The organism is Bradyrhizobium sp. USDA 4503 (genome assembly GCF_054055815.1).
Genome location: NZ_JBSRXS010000001.1, coordinates 2,702,948 through 2,720,812, shown reverse-complemented (window position 1 = coordinate 2,720,812; position 17,865 = coordinate 2,702,948). Strand labels below are relative to the sequence as shown.

General features: G+C 64.2%; 14 protein-coding genes, 2 tRNA genes and 1 pseudogene. 11 read left to right on the top strand and 6 right to left on the bottom strand.

Annotated features, from left to right (window positions below; translation table 11 throughout):
- The first annotated feature begins 45 nt into the window (after window positions 1–45).
- The 3 genes and pseudogenes from ACVMIH_RS13320 (at window position 46) to ACVMIH_RS13310 (ending at window position 3,928) form a co-directional block, all read left to right on the top strand.
- A pseudogene (locus ACVMIH_RS13320) lies at window positions 46–740 on the top strand (DUF899 family protein).
- 426 nt (window positions 741–1,166) lie between these two features.
- Window positions 1,167–2,309: a DUF2778 domain-containing protein gene (locus ACVMIH_RS13315; protein WP_430641164.1), complete on the top strand. Its 1,143-nt coding sequence runs from the start codon at window positions 1,167–1,169 to the stop codon at window positions 2,307–2,309.
- A 122-nt stretch (window positions 2,310–2,431) separates the two neighbouring features.
- Window positions 2,432–3,928, top strand: a complete 1,497-nt coding sequence (locus tag ACVMIH_RS13310) for an AMP nucleosidase (RefSeq protein WP_168858042.1) — start codon at window positions 2,432–2,434, stop codon at window positions 3,926–3,928.
- 23 nt (window positions 3,929–3,951) lie between these two features.
- On the opposite strand, the gene ACVMIH_RS13305 is transcribed toward ACVMIH_RS13310, so the two are convergent.
- On the bottom strand, window positions 3,952–4,545 hold the full coding sequence (locus ACVMIH_RS13305) for a cysteine hydrolase family protein (RefSeq protein ID WP_168858043.1): 594 nt from the start codon (window positions 4,543–4,545) through the stop codon (window positions 3,952–3,954).
- 123 nt (window positions 4,546–4,668) lie between these two features.
- Between ACVMIH_RS13305 and ACVMIH_RS13300 the strand changes: the two genes are divergently transcribed.
- The 6 genes from ACVMIH_RS13300 (at window position 4,669) to ACVMIH_RS13275 (ending at window position 12,005) form a co-directional block, all read left to right on the top strand.
- A complete protein-coding gene (locus tag ACVMIH_RS13300) occupies window positions 4,669–5,508 on the top strand; it encodes a LysR family transcriptional regulator (RefSeq protein ID WP_057018447.1) in 840 nt (279 codons plus the stop codon).
- A 204-nt stretch (window positions 5,509–5,712) separates the two neighbouring features.
- Window positions 5,713–5,784 (top strand) — tRNA-Phe (locus ACVMIH_RS13295).
- Window positions 5,785–5,786: 2 nt separating this feature from the next.
- A tRNA-Ile gene (locus ACVMIH_RS13290) sits at window positions 5,787–5,853 on the top strand.
- A 338-nt stretch (window positions 5,854–6,191) separates the two neighbouring features.
- On the top strand, window positions 6,192–7,343 hold the full coding sequence (locus ACVMIH_RS13285; protein ID WP_168858044.1) for a slipin family protein: 1,152 nt from the start codon (window positions 6,192–6,194) through the stop codon (window positions 7,341–7,343).
- 225 nt (window positions 7,344–7,568) lie between these two features.
- On the top strand, window positions 7,569–10,931 hold the full coding sequence (locus ACVMIH_RS13280; RefSeq protein ID WP_456862121.1) for an adenylate/guanylate cyclase domain-containing protein: 3,363 nt from the start codon (window positions 7,569–7,571) through the stop codon (window positions 10,929–10,931).
- 279 nt (window positions 10,932–11,210) lie between these two features.
- Window positions 11,211–12,005: a Crp/Fnr family transcriptional regulator gene (locus ACVMIH_RS13275; protein ID WP_229193328.1), complete on the top strand. Its 795-nt coding sequence runs from the start codon at window positions 11,211–11,213 to the stop codon at window positions 12,003–12,005.
- An 18-nt stretch (window positions 12,006–12,023) separates the two neighbouring features.
- On the opposite strand, the gene ACVMIH_RS13270 is transcribed toward ACVMIH_RS13275, so the two are convergent.
- The 4 genes from ACVMIH_RS13270 to groES form a co-directional block, all read right to left on the bottom strand.
- Window positions 12,024–12,221, bottom strand: coding sequence for a hypothetical protein (locus ACVMIH_RS13270; protein WP_057018449.1), 198 nt, complete (start codon window positions 12,219–12,221; stop codon window positions 12,024–12,026).
- 40 nt (window positions 12,222–12,261) lie between these two features.
- Window positions 12,262–12,477 (bottom strand): hypothetical protein, encoded by a 216-nt coding sequence (locus ACVMIH_RS13265; protein WP_028352345.1) that lies wholly within the window; start codon window positions 12,475–12,477, stop codon window positions 12,262–12,264.
- Window positions 12,478–13,190: 713 nt separating this feature from the next.
- On the bottom strand, window positions 13,191–14,831 hold the full coding sequence (gene groL, locus ACVMIH_RS13260; RefSeq protein WP_076830236.1) for a chaperonin GroEL: 1,641 nt from the start codon (window positions 14,829–14,831) through the stop codon (window positions 13,191–13,193).
- 45 nt (window positions 14,832–14,876) lie between these two features.
- A complete protein-coding gene (gene groES, locus ACVMIH_RS13255) occupies window positions 14,877–15,191 on the bottom strand; it encodes a co-chaperone GroES (protein WP_021077770.1) in 315 nt (104 codons plus the stop codon).
- A 395-nt stretch (window positions 15,192–15,586) separates the two neighbouring features.
- On the opposite strand from groES, the gene ACVMIH_RS13250 reads away from it, so the two are divergent.
- Both ACVMIH_RS13250 and ACVMIH_RS13245 read left to right on the top strand, forming a co-directional pair.
- Window positions 15,587–15,877, top strand: a complete 291-nt coding sequence (locus tag ACVMIH_RS13250) for an usg protein (RefSeq protein WP_026192965.1) — start codon at window positions 15,587–15,589, stop codon at window positions 15,875–15,877.
- Window positions 15,878–15,977: 100 nt separating this feature from the next.
- Window positions 15,978–16,544: a cupin domain-containing protein gene (locus ACVMIH_RS13245; RefSeq protein WP_057019108.1), complete on the top strand. Its 567-nt coding sequence runs from the start codon at window positions 15,978–15,980 to the stop codon at window positions 16,542–16,544.
- A 305-nt stretch (window positions 16,545–16,849) separates the two neighbouring features.
- Here the strand turns inward: ACVMIH_RS13245 and ACVMIH_RS13240 are convergent, their stop codons facing one another.
- Window positions 16,850–17,812, bottom strand: coding sequence for an HWE histidine kinase domain-containing protein (locus tag ACVMIH_RS13240; protein ID WP_246786681.1), 963 nt, complete (start codon window positions 17,810–17,812; stop codon window positions 16,850–16,852).
- Window positions 17,813–17,865: the final 53 nt, after the last annotated feature.

Sequence of the window (17,865 nt, the reverse complement as noted above, 5' to 3'; positions counted from 1 at the left end):
CGGGTCGTCTTCCAGACAGCCCGTCAACCACGCGAGGTTCCAACCATGACCAGTTCCGCCCTCAAGCCTGCTGCCGAACTCGCCACGACCAATGTCAGGCGCTTTCCCAATGAAAGCGCCGAGTATCGCAGCGCCCGCCAGGAATTGCTCGTCGAAGAGATCGAACTGCGCCGGCATATCGAGCGCGTCGCCGCGCTGCGCCGCGCATTGCCGCCGGGCGGCGAGGTGACCAAGTCCTATGAGTTCATCGGAGAGGCCGGTGCGGCATCGCTCGCCGATCTGTTCGGCGGCAAGCCGACCCTCATCATCTACAGCTACATGTACGGCCCGCAGCGCGAGAAGCCGTGTCCGATGTGCACGTCGTTCATGGGCACGTGGGAGGAGAAGCTGCCCGATATCGAGCAGCGCGTGTCGTTCGTGTTCGTGGCGCGCTCGCCGATCGCACGCCTGATCGAGGCGAAGAAGGCGCGCGGCTGGACGCGTCACAGGATCTACTCGGATGCATCGGGCGATTACACGCGCGACTATGTCAACAAGGATGACAGCGACCTGCCGGGCTACAATGTCTTCACACGCCACAACGGCACGATCCGTCATTTCTGGGCCGGCGAAATGGGGGCGGGCACGATGGACCCCGGCCAGGACCCGCGCGGCGCGCCGGATATGGATCCGCTGTGGACCTTGCTCGACACGACGCCTGAAGGACGCGGCAGGACTGGTATCCGAAGCTCAGCTACTGAGAGATGGTTTTTGCTCGATCCCCGCGCGATTACGGGGCGATCGGCAAGGAAATTCTCCCCTGAATATATTCCGGTATGCCGCGCTGGAGCGGCATACCGGAATGTCCCATGATGGGACAGAAAAGCCGCTTTGGCGGTCCAATGTCATCTTAAAAAAGCCCTACGCCACAGGCACTTCCCGCGCTGCAGGGGATCGCATCCGGTTAAGTCGCATTTAACTAAAAGTCGCCTTAATGGCCGTCTGTGCCCCCGCGCGACGTTGAGCCGAACACCCGTTCGACCCCGCGTCGAGTGAGGGACAAAGGTGGACCTGTTTTGAGCGCCGGGCGTATGGGTACGAGTGCGAGTGCGTATGTTCTTGGGGCGCCAAGCCGCAAGAAATCCTCCCGAAAAATTCTCCCACAGCATTTCCTCGGCAGCGCCGCGGTGGCGGGGCTGGTGCTTGGCTGCGCCTGGACCGTCTACGCCAACATTTTTGCGGCGAGCGTCTATCCGTCGGTGGGTAGTGCGTCGTTCGATGCGCCGGTGGTGAAGCGGCCCGTCGCGGTCGCTGCGCGGCCGACGCCTGCCTTCAACGAGGTGTTCGCGTCCCTGACGCCAGCACCGGCGGCGCCCGCGAAGACCGAGGTCGCGAAGTCGGAAGCCCCGGCATCGTCGCTTATGTTTAACGATCGGTTTGCGGCCGCCTCGCCCGAGGGCGTCGCATCCAGCGTCGTGGCTGACGCTGCATCGCAGATCGACCCGATCAAGCAGGCCGCTGCGCCCAAGGTCGCCGAAGCGGCGAGGGCGGTCGCCTCCGCGGAGCTTGCCGAGACATCGAAGGCGTTGCCGGCGCCGAAGTCGGTCGAGACCGCCAAGAAGCAGGCCGCCGCCAATCTGAAGGTGGCGCTCAACGATCCCGCTGCGGACGTTCAGCCCAAGGGGGCCGATAAGGCGTCCGAGGCGAAGCCTGCCGAGGCCAAGCAGGCTGCGAAATCCGGCGGCGTTCGCGACATGGCCGCGCGCGCCAAGGCCGCGGTGATGTCGATCGCATCGAACGACCGGCAGACCATGGTCGAAAAACTGTGGGGCAAGCGGGAGTCGAGCGGCGGACTGCTCTCCTTCGCTTCAGCCGACGCGAACGTGACCGGCAGCATCCCCTCGACGTTGGACCAGAACCCGATGCTCGGCGGCTCGCCGCCCTATGACCGTCAGACCGCAGTCTACGACATCTCGGCCAAGACCGTGTACCTGCCCGATGGCACGCGCCTCGAGGCGCATTCGGGCCTCGGCTCCAGGCTCGACGACCCCAGGTCCTCGCATCTGAAGATGGTCGGCGTGACGCCACCGCACATTTACGAACTCAAGCCGCGCGAGGCGCTGTTCCACGGCGTGCCGGCACTGCGGCTCAATCCGATCGGCGGCGAGGGCAAGATCTTCAACCGCGACGGCCTGCTCGCGCACACCTTCATGCTCGGTCCGAACGGCGACTCCAACGGCTGCGTCTCGTTCAAGGATTATTACGCGTTCCTCGACGCCTACCGTAACAAGGGCATCCGCCGTCTCGCGGTGCTCGCGCGGATTCAGTAGTCAGAGCGGGCAGCGGCCCACCGCTGCGGCCTGATCGACGTCTGGAACCCGATGCCATAGTCGCTATATTGTGCTGATCCAGGGCGAGTCCAAGCTCGGCAACGGATCTGGTGCAAGCGAACATGTCTCCTACACCCTCCATCGAAACCCCGCCGCCGATCACGACCGAAGCGTTCGTCGATGCCGCCGCGGCCGTTGCCCGCCTCGAAGAGATCTACGTGCGCAACACTGAATTCCTGCGCAATCGCTTTGAGGCCTATGTCAACGGCGCTGTTATCACGACGCGGGTGCGGGCACATTACCCGTTTGTCCGCATCACGACCTCGTCGCACGCGCGGCTCGACTCGCGGCTTGCCTACGGCTTCGTCGCAGGACCCGGCGTCCACGAGACCAGCATCACGCGCCCCGATATCTTCCGGACCTATCTCACCGAGCAGATCGGGCTCCTGATCAAGAACCATGGCGTGGCGGTCGAGATCGGCGAGTCGAACGAATCTATCCCGATCCATTTCGCCTACCGCCGCGACATCAATATCGAGGCGGCGCTGACCATCGCCGACAGTTCGGCGTTCACAAGGTCGCTGCGCGACATCTTCGATACGCCCGATCTCGCCGCGATGGACGATGCGATCGCCGACGGGACCTTTGAGCTGACGCCGGGCGTGCCGGAGCCGCTGGCGCTGTTCCGCGCGGCGCGGGTCGATTACTCGCTGCGCCGGCTCTACCACTACACCGGCACCGACCCGGAGCACTTCCAGAATTTCGTGATCTTCACGAACTACCAGTTCTATGTCGATGCCTTCGTGCAGCTTTCCCAGCAGCGCCTTGCGTCGGGCGAGGCCGGTCTCGAGGCCTTCGTCGCGCCCGGCAATGTGATGACGCACAATGCGCGGCTCGGCGGCGGCATCACCGGGACCCCGTCCGAACGCGTCCCGCAGATGCCGGCCTTTCATCTGGTCCGGCCCGGCTATCGCGGCATTACCCTGATCAATATCGGAATCGGTCCGTCCAATGCGCGCAACATCACCGATCACGTCGCGGTGCTGCGGCCGCATGCCTGGCTGATGATCGGGCACTGCGCCGGACTGCGCAACACGCAGCGGCTCGGCGATTATGTGCTCGCCCATGGCTATGTGCGCGAGGACCACGTGCTCGATCACGAGCTGCCGCTCTGGGTGCCGATCCCGGCGCTTGCGGAGATGCAGGTCGCGCTTGAGGAAGCCGTCGGCGAGGTGACCGGGCTCACCGGCTTCGAGCTCAAGCGGCTGATGCGCACCGGCACGGTCGCCAGCGTCGACAACCGCAACTGGGAGATCAGCGGGCCGCAGGTAATCCGGCGCATGTCGCAGTCGCGCGCGGTCGCGCTCGACATGGAATCGGCGGCGATCGCCGCCAACGGCTACCGCTTCCGCGTACCCTACGGCACGCTGCTGTGCGTCTCCGACAAGCCGTTGCACGGCGAGATCAAGCTCGCAGGCATGGCCAGCGAATTCTACCGTCAGCGCGTCGGCCAGCACCTTGAGATCGGTCTCAAGGCGCTGGAGCGGCTCAAGCAGCAGGAATCCGAACGCCTGCATTCGCGCAAGCTGCGCAGCTTCGCCGAGGTCGCGTTTCAGTAGCACAACGCAGAGCGGGGCGGCCCTCAGGCAAGCGCGTTGCCGCGGGCGATGATCGCGAAGCGGTCGGACAGTTCGGCGAGCGCGACGTCGTGAATCAGCCTTGCGGCAATCGTGCCGCCGACGCCGTCGGGCAGGTCGCGGGTGGCGCAGCTGTCGGCGTCGATCGTGGTGCGGAAGCCGAGATCGAGCGCGGCGCGGGCCGTCGAGCTCACGCACATATGCGTCATGAAGCCGGCCAGCACCAGCTCCTTGCGGCCGGTCGCGGCAAGCTGCGCGTTGAGGTCGGTGCCGGCGAACGCGTTCGGCAATTGCTTCTCGATCACGATCTCGCCCGGCCGCGGCGCCAGCGGCGCGACGATCGCGCCACGCTCCGCGCTGCGGTCGAACAGGCTGCCCGGCTGGCCCTTGTGCGCGATGTGGATGATCGCGGCGCCGCTTTCCCGGGCGCGCGCGAGCAAATTGGCGGCGCGCGCAATCGCCGGGTTGGCGTCGGGCAGCGCCAAGGGACCTGCCAGATATTCGTTCTGGATATCGATCAGCACCAGGCAGCTGTCGCCGAGGCGGGGCGGGGTGAGGTCGATACCGGCAAGCTGCATCAATGTCTTGGCTGACGTCATGGTCGTTCTCCAGCGGATGTATCGCCGAAAACATAGCCCGGGATCGGCCTGCTGTTATGCAGGGATATTGCAGCCGGTGGCTGCGTTATTGCAGGTGGCCGCCGCAGGATGTAGCCTGCCGCCATGAACTGGGACGATCTTCGCATCATCGCGGCCGTCAGGGATGAGGGCACTTACGCGGGCGCCAGCGCGCGGCTGCGCATCGACGAGACCACGGTCGGGCGCAGGCTGGCGCGGATCGAGCGCGCGCTCGGCCTGCGCCTGTTCGAGGCCGTCGATGGCGTCCGCAAGCCGACCCGGCAGTGCGACATGGTGCTCGCGCATATTGAGGCGATGGCCGCGCATGCCGAGGAGATCGGCCGGATCGGCGAAAGCCTGCCTGGTCCGGTCGGGCGGCTGCGCATCGCCTCCACCAGTGCGATCGCCGAGGAGGTGCTGGCGCCGCGCACAAGTGAATTCCTGCGCGCCCATCCGGGCCTGACGCTGCAGTTTCTGACGTCGAGCGACAATGTAAAATTCTCGCGCTGGGAGGCCGATCTCGCGATCCGCTTGCGCAAGCCGGACAAGGGCGACTTTGCGATCTCGAAGCTTGCCGAGGTCAGGTCGTATTTCTTCGAGCCGGCCGCGACGACAGCGGGCGAAGCGATGCTGTGCGCCTATCCCGACGAGCTTGGAGGGATTCCGGAAATGCAGTTCCTGCGCACGAAGCGACTTCGCGCGCGCTGCGTCACCGACAATGTCCGGATCATCCACACGCTGATTCAGTCGCATCACGCGGTCGGCGTGTTGCCGGAGCACAGCTGTGCCGACCTGCTGACCGACCGCCGTCTGCGCGCCACGCTGCTGCCGAAGCGACGCGACGTCTGGCTCCTGGTGCAAAACCATCTCAAGCGCGATGCGGCGACGCGTGTCACCATCGACTGGCTGCGCGCCTGCTTCCAGGATGCCGCGCAGAGGGGGTGAGGTGCCCTCGCAATGACGGGACGTGCCGCGACGCGTGGGTCACAGCAGCGCCCCGTCATGAAAAAATCACACGCAGCCCTCTTGCAACCCGGACGTGCTTCGTCTATTAGCCCGCTCCTTCGCTTCGGCCACGGGTTCGGGCTCGTTGAGATCCCGACTGGCGCGAGCCGCTTTGCGGTGTCGTGTTCCGCCGAAATGAAGATCGCGAGATGAAGCTCATGGTCGAGCGTCGGGGATGAAATCCCGAAGGCATCGGTTCGAATCCGGTCTCTCACAAAGGATAGCTCAGTTGGTTAGAGCAGGTGAATGATACTCATCGGGTCGCGGGTTCGATTCCCGCTCCAAGCGCTCCGTTTCAGCCTGTAAAGCTGATACCTCTGAAGGGGACCGGACGCGCGCTTCAGTCGCAGTCCGGCCGTCCTGCCGCAAGGCATTTCGTCCGAACATCGACACTGTGAGACCGGCTTTGCGCCGCGGTGGATACCGCTTGCGCTGATGCCGGGTGGCTTCGCTCGGCCGCGCGACATTCGTCGCGCGAACGCGCGCGTGCGCCCGTCATCGCGCAAGCCTTAAGCCACGGCCCGCTTGGCTGACAGGAAGCCGCGTTCGCGTCCTCACGTCCTTTGCCAAATGCAACCCGCTCTCAGGCCCATGGGCCTGATGGCAAACGATGGAGGCGTGTCATGACCTGGCACTTCTTGACGACCAATTTGACGGTGAAGGATGGCGAGCGCGCGTTGCTGACGCGCAACGGCCGGCTCGAGCAGGTGCTCGCGCCCGGACGTCACCGCCTGTTCGATCCCCTGCATCAGCTCAAGGCCGAGCTGTTCAGCGTCGTGCGGACCGAATTCCCCGCGGATCGCTTCGCGGTGATCAAGGCCGCGCGGCCTGATCTCGCCGACGAGCTGTTCGAGGCGGTGGAAACCCGCGCGAACGAGATCGCGATCGTCAGCCTCGACGGCCGTCCCGTGCAACTGATGACGCCCTGGCAGACGCGCGTGTACTGGAAGATCGCGACGTCGGTCGAGGTCGAGCGCATCGACGTCACCAGCGATCCCAGGGTCACGGCACGCCACCTCGCGATGATCCAGCCCAACCGGGCCGGCGTCATCACCGAGGCGGTGGTCGAGAACCACGAGGCCGGTCTGCTCACGGTCGAGGGCAAGCTGGTCGAGCGGCTCGCGCCCGGTCGGCACGCGTTCTGGATCGCGGGCCGCAAGATCGAGGTCAAGCGCCTCGATCTGCGTCCCCAGGCGGTCGAGATCACGGCGCAGGAGATGCTGACCAAGGATCGCATCGCGCTGCGCGTAACGCTGACCGCGTTCCGCCGGATCGGCGATCCCGAGCGGGTCGTGGCAACGGTGCCCGACGTGGATGCGTGGCTGTACCGCCTGGTGCAGTTCGCGATCCGCGAGGCGGTGGCCGGCCGCACGCTGGACGAGGTGCTGTCTGCGAAGACGGCGCTCGATACGGAGCTTCGCGACTTCGTCCGCGATCGTGTCGCGGACAGCGGCGTCGAGGTCACCGAGCTCGGCGTGAAGGACGTGATCCTGCCCGGCGAGATCCGCGAGCTGGTCAACAAGGTGGTGGAGGCGGAGCGGGTGGCGAAGGCCAACCTGATCCGCCGCCAGGAGGAGACCGCGGCGACGCGTTCGCTCCTGAACACCGCCAGGCTGATGGAGGAGAACCCTCTGCTGCTCCGGCTCAAGGAGCTGGAGTCGCTCGAGCGTCTGGTCGAGAAGGTCGGCCGCATCGACCTGCATGCGGGCGAGGGCCAGGGCCTCGATGCGCTGCTGACCAAGCTCGTGCGTCTCAAGGCGCCCGAGAGCGCCTAAGACAGAAGGGCCGCCCACGGGCGGCCCTTCGATTTTCTTCGCCGGGACGGACCGCCGGCACCCGTACGAATGTTAGCGTGCAGACGGCTGTAACGGGGCACCGCCACGGCACAGTTCGCATGTCCCGCGCCACGCCGCAAAACAAAGGTGCTACTCCGGTCAGATTGCGATAACGTTCATGCGCCGTGGTCCATTCGGCCAGCCGTCAACCCGTCGGTGAAGCCAGTGCAGCAGATTGCGGAATGGCTCGAGAAGCTGGGACTTGGGCAATACGCGCTGCGTTTTGCCGAGAACGGGATCGACCTCGGCGTTCTTCCCGAGTTGACGGATGAAGACTTCGACAGGCTCGGCGTCCTGCTCGGCCATCGCCGCAAGATGCTGCGCGCGATCGCCGATCTCAATCATGCCGAGCTGATCGCCGCGCCGGTTTCACCGCACGATGCCGAGCGCCGCCACCTCACCGTGATGTTCTGCGACCTGGTCGGCTCGACGGCATTGTCGGCACGTCTCGATCCCGAGGACATGTGGGAGGTGATCCGCGCCTATCGCGCGGCCTGTGCGCAGGTGATCACGACATATGACGGCGCCGTTGCCAGATTTATCGGCGATGGGATCCTTGCTTATTTCGGCTATCCCCGTGCCCACGAGGATGATGCGGAGCGCGCGGTGCGCGCCGGCCTCGATGTCATCGCTGCAATCGGCAAGCTCGAGACCCGCGCGGAAGAGGGCGTTGCGGTACGGATCGCAATCGCGAGCGGGCTTGTCGTGGTCGGCGACCTCGTCTCCGGCGGCGCGTCGGAGGAGCAGGCGCTGGTCGGCGATGCGCCGAACATCGCCGCGCGGCTGCAAAGCCTGGCGGAGCCGGGCGTGGTCGTCGTGGCGGCCTCGACCCGCCGGCTGCTCGGCAATTTGTTCACGCTGCGCAACCTCGGCCGCCGCGAGGTCAAGGGCATCTCCGAGCCGATCGCGGTGTGGGCCGTCGAAGGCGAGCCGGCATCGGAAAGCCGTTTCGAGGCGGTGCGCACCGCGCGCTCGATCGGCTTCGTCGGCCGCAAGGCGGAGATCGAATTTGCGCTGTCGCGCCAGCAACTGGCGTGGCAGGGCCAGGGCCAGGCCGTGCTGATATCGGGCGAAGCGGGTATCGGCAAATCGCGCATCGTGGCGATGCTCTCCGACAGCCTGGCGCCCGGAACACACCGCCGTGTGCGGTATCAATGCTCGCCCTATCACACCAACAGCGCGCTGCACCCCTTTGTCGGCCAGCTCGAGCGTGCCGCCGGCATCAGGTCGGAAGATGCGCCGGAGCAGAAGCTGGACAAGCTCGAAGCCATGCTGGCGCTCGGCACGCAGCACGTGCCCACCGTGACACCGCTGATCGCAGCGCTGCTGTCGATCCCGACCGGCGAGCGCTATCCGCCGCTCGGCCTCAGCCCGGCGCAGCAGCGGCGGCAGACATTCGCAGCGCTGCTCGACCAGCTCGAGGGCCTCGCCCGGCAGCAGCCGGTGCTTGTCGTCTGCGAAGACGTGCATTGGGCCGATGCCACGTCGCTCGAGCTGCTCGACCTCGCGGTCGACCGGATCAGGGGGCTGCCGATCCTGATGCTCATGACGTTCAGGCCGGAGTTCGAGCCGCCATGGGCGGGGCTCGCCAATGTCAGCCTGCTGCGGCTCGATCGGCTCGACCGGCAGGATACGCGCGCGCTGATCGAGCAGGTGACCGTCGGCCGGTTGCTGCCCGGCGAGATGATGGCGCAGATCGTCGAGCGGACGGACGGTGTCCCGCTGTTCGTCGAGGAGCTGACCAAGATGGTCATGGAGTCGGGGCTGCTGGTCGAGAATGCCGGGCGCTATCGCCTCGACAATCCGCTGCCGCCGCTGGCGATCCCGGCAACGCTGCAGGACTCGCTGATGGCACGGCTCGACCGGCTGGCGCCGGTCAAGGAGGTGGCGCAGATCGGTGCCGCGATCGGCCGTGAGTTCTCATATGCGCTGCTGCGCAGCGTGGCAGGGCGCGACGATCTGACGCTTGCCGCGGCGCTTGCCCAGCTCGAAGAGGCCGAGCTGCTGCTGCGCCGGGGCGTGCCGCCGGACGCGAGCTACAGCTTCAAGCACGCGCTGGTCCAGGAAGCGGCTTACGAGAGCTTGCTCAAGAGCCGCCGGCAATTGCTTCACAAGCATATTGGCGATGTGTTGCGCGACAAGTTTGCCGAGATGGCCGAGATCGAGCCGGAAGTCGTCGCCTACCATTTCACCGAGGCTGGGCTCGGCGAGACCGCGCTGGCGTGGTGGCGCAAGGCCGGTCAGCAGGCGCTGAAGCGCTCGGCCTATTGCGAGGCGATCGCGCATCTCGGCAAGGCGGTCGCCATCGCCGATGAACTGCCCGACGAGCCGGATCGGATGATCGGCCGGCTCCATCTGCAAATCGCCTACGGCCGCGCGCTGCGGGGCAGTCTCGGGCACAGCGCCCCCGAGACGGTCGCCGCCTGGACCCGCGCCCGGCAGTTCGCCTCCGATATCGATGATCCGATCGAAATGGCGCCGATCCAGTCGGGCCTCTTCAACGCCTGCTTGACCCACGGCGAGCTCGCGCCGATGCGGGAGTTAGCGGAGGCGATCATGGGCGCAGCGGAGCGGCACCCGCAGTCGCCGGTGGCGACCATCGTCGCGCGCTGGACCAGCGGGGTAACCTGCTGGTTCGCGGGCGAGTACCTGAACGCGGGCATCCATCTCGAGCAGGCCTTCGCGGCCTATGCGACCGAGCCGGATCCGGCAACCTTCAAGGCGTCGACGCTCGACTTGCCGTTCGTCATCATGAGATTTCTCGCCCTGGTGCTTTGGCCGCGTGGCGAGATCGATCGGGCCCGGCAGCTCGCGGGCGCCGCGATGGACGTCGCCGGGAAGCAGCGGGCGCTCGCGCGCGCCAATGCGCTGGTTCACAAGGCCGTCTTCGACGGGCTGTGCGGCAACAGATTGCGCCAGACCGACACGATCCTGGCCCTCGGCCTGGCGCGCGATCACACGATGCCGTTGTATGTCGCCGCCGGAACATATCTCAATGGTCTGGAGAAGTGGCGTGCCGGCGACCGCGCCGCAGGTCTCGCGGAGATGCAGCGTGGCTGGTCGTTGCTTCACGAGAACGACTGCTATCTCTGTGAACCGTTCTGGGGATTGCAGATTGCCGTGGCGAATGCGGAGGCCGGGCATGTCGATGCCGGGCTCGACATCATCAATGAGTTGATCGAGGCGACGGAGCAGTCCGGGCAGCACTGGCTGGATGCCGAACTCTACCGCGTGCAGGCTGGGCTGCTGTCGCATCGTCACAGCCCCGACATGTCCGGCGCCGAGGATGCCTTCCGCCGTGCCCTCGAGATTGCTCGAAGGCAGCAGACCAGGACGTTCGAGCTGCGCAGCGCGCTGGGACTTGCACGTCTTTACAGCCGCAGCGGCCGGGCAGAGGAGATATCGCAATTGCTGGCGCCGGTGCTCGCCGGTTTCGATCCGGCGCTCGACCTTGCCGAGATCAAGGACGCGCAGGAACTGCTCGCGCAGGCGCGTCGGTGGCCGGACCGCCACTCGCGCGCCTCTTGACGGGTGCCGCAGCGAGCGGTCACACCGCGTCCGCCACCTTCCTGCGCCCGCGCAGATAGTGAAAGAGCAGGTTCGGATGTCGCGCGCGGCGCGAGCGATGCGAAACTGGAACTGTTGGGTTCCCGAAGTTCTACGGTGCGACGATGCGCATTTTGCTATTGCGTCCGGCGGCGCATTTGCATCTAACTTTAAGGACGCCGCTGCGGAGAATTCCGCCTTGCGGTCAAACGTTTGGAATATGTTTTTGATCCGTGTTTGAGTGAGTATGCTGTGCGACCCTTGACGTTCCCGCAGGTGAGCATTTCCGGTGGAACTTGTAATCGCCTTCTCGCGACATTGTCGCCGGCGGATCTGGACCTCCTGAGACCCGAACTTGAGACCGTTGCGCTCGAACAGGATGCAGTCCTGGCGCGCGCCGGTGACGAGATCGACTACGTCTTCTTTCCTCACAGCGGCGCGATCCTGTTGATGATCGACATGGCGGATGGGCAGACGGTCGCAACCGGCGTGGTCGGATGCGAAGGGGCCGTGGGCAGTCTTTCGGTTCTCGGAGCTTCGCCGTCAGGCATTACCGCCGTCGTTCGTGCGGCTGGTACCGCCTCGCGGGTTCCGGCGGCGCGCTTTCACGCCGCTTTCGGGCGCAGTCCGGGGATTCGGCAGGCAATCCAGAAGCACGTCAGATCGATGCTGATCCAGTTTCAGCTCGGCTCCGCTTGCAATGCGCTCCACCCGGTCGAGGCGCGGATGGCGCGCTGGCTGCTTCAGCTTCGCGACCGCGTCGACAGCGACGTCCTCCCGCTGACCCAGCAAGCGCTGTCGCAAATCCTCGGCGTGCGACGAACGACGGTGACCTTGCTGATGGGCAATCTGCGCAAGCGCGGTGCGATCAGGTCAGATCAACGAGGCCAGATCGAGATCGACCGGGCGCGGCTATTGGCGGCGGCGTGCGAATGCCATCGCGTCATGCGTATCGAGGCCGAGGAGATCTTCTCGGGCGACAGGGTTCGAACGCGAGGAATGGCGCCGGCTAACGATCCGGGTATCCCGGAAATCGAGGCTGACGACGCCGTGTGAGCGCGTTCCCTGCTGCGATCAGCTTCCCGGCCGCCGATCAAGCTCCCGTGTCGGGGAGGATACCCTTTCGAGCTCCGCAATCTCACGCAGCACCTTTGCGGTCTCGCGCAACTCATTGCGCTTCGGACCGGGCTTCAGCCGTCGTGCTTCATCGAGAAAGTCCTTGGCCTGCAGCAGCCAGGCAGACGTTTCGGTCGAGATCTGTACCTGCGCCATGGTGTCCCTCCATCGCGGTCGTCAAAAGTGGTGGCCACTTTTAGGCCGGTGAACCGCCGCCGCGGCGTCGCCGCACGCGGATGCTCGGCTCGTCGACCCAGGCGTCCCGCGCAAACCAGGCGTGATCCGCGCGGCAAAATGGACAGGGCGTGCGCGAGAAGAACACGGTACTGCGTCGAAAGCTCTCGCGATCGGTCTTGATTCCGGTGGAAATCGCGTGCCCGGTTTGCGGACATCTGACCATCACCATGCCCATGAGCGCCTCCCTCCCATATTGCCTTTTGCTTTTTGCCTGTTGCCTTGCAGAATAGTCCGGCCGGTTGGATTGGCCTGATCGGTGCGCGGGGTAGTTGGGGGGGCATCGCGCACCTGCGGCGGTTGACGGAGCATCGGGCAGTGGGGGCTGCATGCTCTCGTCACTGGGCTTCTTCCAACCGGCCAGGTCCCTCCTTGAACGAATCCTCGATGTGACTTCAACGCCGCTTCTTCAGGCGGCTCGGCTGAAAACCTTGTCGCTTTCGCTCACTGCACTGCCTCCCTCGCAAGTGAAAGCATTCTCCGCAACGCTTGCCCGCGTCACGGGAGCTGACGCTCCGTGCTCAATACAGATTGTTGGAGTGAACTTCGATCTTGTCCCGAAGCTACTGTGGGGGACGAAGATGACGCTGTCGGTTCGGTTTGCGACTCTCGCACGAAATTTTTTTTGAGATTGTCAACTCAGACCAACGTATGTTTACGGAGAGTGTTGTGCATAACCTGCATGCCGTGAGCAGTGTGAGGCGCCTGCATCAGCGCGAGGTTGTGGAAGTATTCGCATTGGCCGCGCTGCGGTAAGTCGCCCGGCGAGCCTGCCCCAAACAAAAACCCCGGCATCGCTGCCGGGGTTTTGCGTTTCGTTGTCGTTGAGCGAGATCCCGGCTCTGCGGTGCACCGCTTCGCGCTGCACCGCGTCCGGGACGACTTCGTCGCTTAGAAGTCCATGCCGCCCATGCCGCCGCCCGGAGGCATCGCGGGGCCGCCGGCGTTCTTCTTCGGCAGTTCGGCAACCATCGCTTCCGTGGTGATCAGGAGCGCGGCAACCGAGGCAGCGTTCTGGATCGCGGTGCGCACGACCTTGGTCGGGTCGATGATGCCCTTCTTGACGAGGTCGGCATAGTCGCCGGTCTGGGAGTCGAAGCCGTAGTTGTAGGTCTTGTTCTCCAGGATCTTGCCGACGATGACCGAACCGTCTTCACCGGCGTTGATCGCGATCTGGCGAGCGGGAGCCGACAGCGCCTTGCGCACGATCTCGACGCCGGTCTTCTGGTCGTCGTTCTTAGTGCGCAGGCCCTTGAGCTGCTCGGAGGCACGGAGCAGGGCGACGCCGCCGCCCGGGACGATGCCTTCCTCGACAGCCGCACGGGTCGCATGCATCGCGTCATCAACGCGATCCTTGCGCTCCTTCACCTCGACTTCGGTCGCGCCGCCGACTCGGATCACCGCGACGCCGCCTGCGAGCTTGGCGAGACGCTCCTGCAGCTTCTCACGGTCGTAGTCCGAGGTGGTTTCCTCGATCTGCGCCTTGATCTGGGCAACGCGGGCGTCGATGTCGGCCTTCTTGCCGGCGCCGTTGACGATCGTGGTGTTCTCCTTGTCGATCATCACCTTCTTGGCGCGACCGAGCATCTGCAGCGTGACGTTCTCGAGCTTGATGCCGAGGTCTTCCGAGATGGCCTGGCCGCCGGTCAGGATCGCGATGTCCTGCAGCATGGCCTTGCGGCGATCGCCGAAGCCCGGAGCCTTGACGGCCGCGACCTTCAGGCCGCCACGCAGGCGGTTGACGACGAGAGTGGCGAGAGCTTCGCCTTCGACGTCCTCGGCGACGATGACCAGCGGCTTGCCGGTCTGCACCACGGCCTCGAGCAGCGGCAGCAGCTCGTTCAGCGAGGAGAGCTTCTTCTCGTTGATCAGGATGTAGGCGTCGTCCATCTCAACGCGCATCTTGTCGGCGTTGGTGACGAAGTAGGGCGAGATGTAGCCGCGGTCGAACTGCATGCCCTCGACGACGTCGAGCTCGGTCTCGAGCGACTTGGCTTCCTCGACCGTGATCACGCCCTCGTTGCCGACCTTCTTCATGGCGTCGGCGAGGAACTTGCCGATCTCGGCATCGCCGTTGGCCGAAATGGTGCCGACCTGGGCGATCTCCTCGTTCGAGGTGACCTTCTTCGAGTTCTTCTGGAGGTCCGCAACGACGGCTTCGACCGCGAGGTCGATACCGCGCTTCAGATCCATCGGGTTCATGCCGGCGGCGACCGACTTGGCGCCTTCCTTCACGATCGCCTGGGCGAGCACGGTCGCCGTGGTGGTGCCGTCGCCGGCCGCGTCAGCGGACTTGGAGGCGACTTCGCGCACCATCTGGGCGCCCATGTTCTCGAACTTGTCGTCGAGCTCGATCTCCTTGGCGACGGTGACGCCGTCCTTGGTGATGCGGGGAGCGCCGAACGACTTCTCGAGCACCACGTTGCGGCCCTTCGGACCGAGGGTGACCTTCACCGCGTTGGCGAGAACGTCGACGCCGCGCAGCATCTTGTCGCGCGCCTCGACGGAGAATTTGACTTCTTTAGCTGCCATCTGAGTTTTTCCTTGAGAGATTTAACCTGGGAGGGAGGGAGGCGCTTAGGCCGCCTTCTTCTTGGAAGCGGGGACGTCGAGCACGCCCATGATGTCGCTTTCCTTCATGATCAGCAGGTCTTCGCCGTCGATCTTGACCTCGGTGCCCGACCACTTGCCGAACAGAACGCGGTCGCCGACCTTGACGTCGATCGGGATCAGCTTGCCAGCTTCATCGCGGCCGCCCGGGCCAACGGCGATGACTTCGCCCTGGGAGGGCTTTTCCTTGGCACTGTCCGGAATGATGATGCCGCCAGCAGTCTTCTCTTCGGCGTCGATACGCTTGACCACGACGCGGTCGTGAAGCGGACGGAATTTCATGCAGTCCTCCTAAACATTTGTAGATGCTGTAGATTTTTGGAGAGTTAGCAGTCCAGTCCAGCGAGTGCCAGACTGGTTGGGCAGGAGATAGGCCAAGCCTTGGCGGCGGGCAAGTGCCTCTAGCAGAAAAATTGGCACTCGTGAGTGCCGCCTGCCAAGAGGATGCCGAGATCATTTCGGCATCCTTAATGCCGCCCAAGAGGGGTTGCCGGGGCTATTAGCAGATGCGGTAAGCTGCTGCCAACGCAAGAAATTTCAACAACCTATTAAACATTTAGGCTTGAGATGGGTTAGTCGCGTGCGTCACATTTCTCTCATGTGAGCGCATCCATTGCCGGTGGTCCGGCGGGGGAGGTCGGCCACCATGTGAATGCGCTCCGTCACAGGAGGTTGGCATGGTCTCGCGAGTTGGTGGGGTTGTTTCCGACGATTTCCGGAAGCAGTTGCTGGGGTACGGGCTGACGACGGCGCAAATCCTCTATCGGATGCCGGATCACCCCTCGTTGCTGCAGACCTATGTCTGGCAGAACTACGACCTGTTTCCGAAATTTCCGGCGCTGCAGGATTTCCTCGCGTTCTGGCAGGCGAAGCTCGAAGGCCCGCTGTTTTCGGTGACGGTGGCGCATTCCAAGCTGGTTAAGCCGGCCGAGCTGCGTGCCGTCGACGGCGTGTTCCGGCTGCATTGATCAGCAAACGTAGCAGGGCGCGGCTCTGCGCCTTTGCTCGCCTCGCGGCGCGCGACTTGTGTTAGCCTCTCTCCGTCACAAAAAGACGGGAGGCGAAACAATGGCCAAGAAGACGGCATCAAGATCGGCAGCCAAGACCGCGGTGAAGAAGAAATGGTCGGGGCTTGGCGCAGGCGCCAAGAAGACGTCCGCGAAATCGTCCGCGCGCAAGACCATCAAGTCGAAAGGCCGCGTCTCGGCGGCCAAGAAGAGCGCGCCGAAAGCTGCGACCAAGGCGCGGCCGAAGCAGCGCGTGGCGATCAGCCATCACCGCGAAGAGGACTTCAAGGCCGACGGGCTGCGCGCCTACGCCAAGTACCGCGACCTCGGCATATCAGCCGCGTCGCATGGTCTCGCCCAGGCGCACGTCATCCGGCTGCAGGGACCGTGCAATCCCGATGAAGTGTCGAAGCTGCACTTCCACGATGTCGACTTCCAGATGGTCTATGTGCTCAAGGGCTGGGTGAAGACCTACATGGAAGGCGAGGGCGAGACGCTGATGCAGCAAGGCAGTGCCTGGACCCAGCCGCCGCGCATCCGGCACATGATCCTGGACTATTCCGACGACGTCGAACTGCTGGAAGTGATCCTGCCGGCCGAGTTCAAGACGGTGGAGCTGAAGGCGTAGTGCTCACGCACTCGTCGTGGCCGGGCTTGACCCGGCCATCCAGCTTGCTTCGCAAGATTCTCCTTGGTCGATGGATGCCCGGGTCAAGCCCGGGCATGACGATTTTCTAGGCTGTGTACCCATAAAACCGTCGGCGTGACTCTACGTCCGCTTTGCCCCGATAGCGACCAAGTTCGTGCGGCAACGCAAGATGTCGCGATGGGCCAACTGCCGACGTTCCAAAGTGAATGAGACCACCAACAGTTATTCTGTCGGCGCTATTGGAGGAGCGGCGTCAAGTAGCCCGAAACAGACTATCCCCGCAATCAGACTGCAAGACGATCCAAAGGAATCGAAACCCTTAACCTGAGCCCGCTCGGTAACCAATCATATTCCACCTTGCCGCCCAGTTGAGCGGCAATGCTGCGCTCCGCAAGCACACTCCCAAAACCCTGTGCCGAAGGCGCAGCAACAATCACTGGGCCGCCTGTCTCCTCCCATTCAAGATGCAAGTCCCCGCCTTGCGTGTCCCATGCGATGTTTATTGAACCGGTTGGTTCCGACAACGCCCCATACTTGGCCGCATTCGTAGTGGTTTCGTGCAGCGCGAGTGCGAGGCTTGTAACGGCCATAGCACCCACGGGGACAGTTGGTCCTCTTACCATGATGCGTTCGCTGGACGCGTCATCTTCATACGGCCGCAAGACCGTTCGCACCACGTCTCCCACCGTCGTTCGCTCGCTATGCGCCTCCGTACCCATGATTCCAGGACGGATTAGGTCCTTGGCCTGCATTAGAGCGTCGAGACGGCCTCGTAACGATTGAGCCATCTCTTGCGGAGTTCTGGCTGACCGAGCGCTCAGACTTATGATGCCGTGGAAAACGGCAAACATGTTCTTTACGCGATGGTTTGCTTCCCGAGCGAGCAACCGTTGGCGTTCTTGCGCAATTACACGTTCGGTCGTCTCACTAACGATGCAGAGTACACCGCCAGTTTCGCCAGCCTCGTTCTGAACTGGAGAATACGAGATGTCGAAATAAACTGTCTCTGGGTAGCCGTGCCGCTCAATGTAGAAGGGGCGGTCCTTCGCGAAGACTGTTTCGCCGGTGTCGAGGACGCGCCTGAGAAGCGGTCCTAAATCGTCCCACAGCTCGGCCCAATTATCGCGTGCTGGTCGCCCAAGTGCCTTTGGATGCTTCTGACCTATCGTAGGAGCATAGGCGTCGTTGTAGAGAGCGACAAATTCGGCTCCCCAAAACAGCACGATTTGTGCTTTGGCCGGCAGCATAAGGCTCACCCGCGCTCCTGAGGTGCGTTGGCCACCCAACGATTGGTCCCAAG